Origin of the sequence: Rhodococcus sp. EPR-157 (assembly GCF_001647195.1) — a bacterium.
Classification (GTDB): Bacteria; Actinomycetota; Actinomycetes; order Mycobacteriales; family Mycobacteriaceae; genus Rhodococcoides.
In genome coordinates this window covers 1-2,184 of the sequence record NZ_LVCV01000456.1, presented here as the reverse complement: position 1 = coordinate 2,184, position 2,184 = coordinate 1, and the positions used below count along the sequence as shown (strand labels likewise).

Below are 2,184 nucleotides of genomic sequence, written 5' to 3'. Positions count from 1 at the left end.
GCACACGTTGATCACACCGGTTCCGGATTCGAGCGACTGGCAGGTGACCCGTAAGGCGGGCACCGAGATTCGGGTTCCGCGCAAGATGAAGCTCACCCGCACCGTGGGTGGACAGATTCCGACCGGATTCGATCCGACCAAGTGGGGCATCTCGCCCGACATGGCGAGCTCGGTCGACCGAGTTGCACTGTGGAACATCGTCACCACGGTCGACGCGTTCATCTCCTCGGGCTTCAACCCCTCGGAACTGATGCGCTGGGTTCACCCGACGCTGGTCGCCAACACACAAGGCACCGGCATGGGCGGAATGGAGTCGATGCGCTCGCTGTACATCGACACCCTGCTCGGCGACGCTCGTGCGAACGACATCCTGCAGGAAGCTCTGCCGAACGTCGTTGCCGCGCACGTGGTTCAGTCGTACATCGGTAGCTACGGCGCGATGGTTCACCCCGTCGCAGCCTGCGCCACCGCAGCAGTCTCGGTCGAAGAAGGCGTCGACAAGATCAAGCTGGGCAAGGCGCAGCTGGTCGTGGCCGGTGGCTTCGACGATCTGAGCACCGAAGGCATCATCGGCTTCGGCGACATGTCCGCCACGGCGGACTCCGCGGCGATGACTGCCAAGGGCATCAGCGATCGACGGTTCTCCAGGGCCAACGACCGCAGGCGCGGCGGATTCGTCGAGTCGCACGGCGGTGGAACGATCCTGCTGGCTCGCGGTGACCTCGCGTTGGAGATGGGCCTACCGGTCCTCGGTGTAGTGGCGTACGCACAGTCGTTCGGCGACGGTGTGCACACCTCCATCCCGGCTCCCGGGCTCGGTGCGCTCAGCGCCGGCCGCGGCGGCAGAGATTCGGCGCTTGCGTTGTCTCTCAACGCACTCGGCGTCAGCGCCGACGATGTGGCAGTGATCTCCAAGCACGACACCTCGACCGCAGCCAACGACCCGAACGAGGCGGAACTGCACACTCGCCTCGCGAATGCCATCGGCCGCACCGACGGAGCTCCATTGTTCGTCGTCTCGCAGAAGAGCCTCACCGGACACTCGAAGGGCGGCGCGGCTGCGTGGCAGCTGATCGGTCTGTGCCAGGTGCTGGCCAACGGCGTCATCCCGCCGAACCGCAGTCTCGACTGTGTCGACGACAAGATGACGGAGTTCGGACACCTCGTGTGGGCTCGCGAGCCGCTGCGCTTCGGTGACTCGGTACCTCTCAAGGCAGGTCTGCTCACCTCGCTCGGCTTCGGGCACGTCTCCGGCCTCATCGCCCTCGTGCACCCGCAAGCGTTCATCGAAGCAGTTCCGGCGGAACGTCGCTTGGACTACGTCGCCCGTTCAAACGAGCGTCGCATCGCCGGTCAGCGCAGGCTGATCTCCGCGATGGTGGGAGGTGACGCCCTGTACGAGCGGCCCGACGACCGAAGGCTCGGACACGACGGGACGCCTGCGAAGGCTACTCGTGAGCTCGAAGCGGATGTCCTGCTCACCGAGGCAGCACGCCTCGGCGACGACGATGTCTACCGCTCGGGTCTGCCGGGGTGCAAGTAGATATGGCTATCCTGGGAGTAGGTTTCGACCTGGTGACCGTGTCCGACTTCGCCGAGCAGATGGAGAAGGCCGGCACGACGATGATCCGCGACAGCTTCACCGCGGGGGAGCGTCGGCATGCAGCGACGAAGAGTTCCGACCCGGCCCGCCACTACGCAGCACGGTGGGCCGCCAAGGAAGCAGTGTTGAAGGCCTGGGCGACATCGCGATTCGCGAGGCCGCCGCAGATCGGTGACAACCCGTACCCGCTCATCGAGGTCGTCAACGACGCGTGGGGCCGGCCGTCGATCAAGCTGCACGGAATGGCACTCGAATTCCTGCCGACGGTGAAGATCCACCTCTCGCTCACCCACGACGGCGACATCGCCGCAGCGGTGGCAATCCTGGAGGAATGAGCTAAGTAGCACGCCCAGACGCCGGTCCACCTTCAGGTGGGTCGGCGTTCGGCGTGTGTGGGGGTGGGGGTTAGTGACCGAATGACTGTTTCGGTCACCTTCGGCGGAGCTTCGGCGGAGCGAACGACTCATTCGGTCACTCTGAGTGACTCGAACAGACTGTGAGTATGGGTGTGTCCGGTTGATACTGGACTTCTCCAGTGAGTTGGGGCCTGACTCTGAAACAGACCGACGTCTCAGACTGTC

The 2,184-nt window shown here is 64.7% G+C and carries 2 protein-coding genes; both read left to right on the top strand.

From position 1 onward, the window contains the following. Positions 1 to 1,543: beta-ketoacyl synthase N-terminal-like domain-containing protein (locus tag A2J03_RS21245; RefSeq protein WP_197480897.1), on the top strand; the 1,543-nt coding region annotated here is incomplete at its 5' end. Positions 1,544 to 1,545: 2 nt separating this feature from the next. Further along, a complete protein-coding gene (acpS, locus tag A2J03_RS21240; protein WP_019664957.1) occupies positions 1,546 to 1,938 on the top strand; it encodes a holo-ACP synthase AcpS in 393 nt (130 codons plus the stop codon). Positions 1,939 to 2,184 lie beyond the last annotated feature (246 nt).